This window comes from Mesorhizobium sp. P2_A12 (assembly GCF_056405075.1).
On record NZ_JBFUCU010000092.1, the window covers coordinates 1 to 548 of the forward strand.

General features: G+C 64.4%; 1 protein-coding gene. It reads right to left on the reverse strand.

The annotated features are described in order from the left end of the window. The coding region (locus tag AC1DZU_RS35645) for a VCBS domain-containing protein (RefSeq protein ID WP_477292149.1) at nt 1-548 on the reverse strand (548 nt) is incomplete at both ends.

The following is a 548-nucleotide window of genomic DNA, read 5'->3' on the forward strand; positions in this document are numbered from 1 at the left end:
GCGGTCGGATCGTAGCTGTAGCCGATGTTGGCCGCGCCACCGTTGGAGGTTGTATCCGTCAGCGTGAATGCGCCACTGGCGATCAGCGCGGCTGCCCCGGCGGGCAACGAGAACGGACTGCCATTGAGCTGCACCACCGGGCTGCCCACTACCGACGCATGCAGCGTGTCGCCGACGTCGAGATCGCTCACCGAGAAATTGCCCGTGATCGCCGCCAGGTTCTGGGCCGAGGCATTGGTCAGTTCGAGCACCGCCACCGGATCGCTCGTATCGCTCAGCACCGGCGCATCATTGGTGCCCGTGATGGTGAAAGTGACATTCTGGGTGCCGGAGTTGGTCGTGCCGTCATTGACCTGTACCGTGTAGGTGATGGTCAGGCTCTGGCCGGCGCGCAGGAAGTCGAGGTTGGCAGCGGTCGGATCGTAGCTGTAGCCGATGTTGGCCGCGCCACCGTTGGAGGTTGTATCCGTCAGCGTGAATGCGCCACTGGCGATCAGCGCGGCTGCCCCGGCGGGCAACGAGAACGGACTGCCATTGAGCTGCACCAC